The organism is Streptomyces sp. rh34, from assembly GCF_002551245.1.
Lineage (GTDB): Bacteria > Actinomycetota > Actinomycetes > Streptomycetales > Streptomycetaceae > Streptomyces.
In genome coordinates, this window is sequence record NZ_NTGZ01000601.1 from 1 (window position 1) to 506 (window position 506).

1 protein-coding gene is annotated in these 506 nt (G+C 78.3%); it reads right to left on the bottom strand.

Annotated elements, in window-relative coordinates; genetic code table 11:
• Positions 1–140: 140 nt before the first annotated feature.
• On the bottom strand, positions 141–506 hold a 366-nt coding region (locus CR470_RS38415), incomplete at its 5' end, for an adenosylcobinamide amidohydrolase (protein WP_257139081.1).

Here is a 506-nt window from a genome sequence, read left to right on the forward strand (position 1 = left end):
GCTGAGCCCTCTCCGCCCCGGGCGGGCGGCGGACCGTCCGTGGCGTACGCGGCCGGTCCGCCGCGCGCGACCCGCGGGGCTGCCTGTACGACGCGGTGGTGCGGCGTCCGGTGACCGTGGACCGAGCCGACCGAGCCCCGTCACACCGTCGTGCGGGCTCCCGCCAGTACGGCGGTGTGCACGGCACGGGCGATCCGCGCGCCCCAGGGGGAACGGGGTCCGGCAAAGGGCTCGCCGCCGTCCGGCCCCGGTTCGGGGGCGGCTACGCACACGGCGTCCGTGGGGGTGCCCGAGCAGTCGAGTCCGGCGTCCAGGAGGGCCTGGACCTTGGCCTCCGTGGCGGTGGCGACGGCATTGACGAGGGCCGCGTCGGAGAGCGCGACGGGCAGCGTGAGGACGATGTTGACCGTGCCCGGCCGGAACGGGGGCTCCGGCACTTCGGCGGAGCCCGGCCGGTGCGGCGCCACCCGGGTGACGGTGTCGGGGGCCGCCGCCCAGCCCCGTAC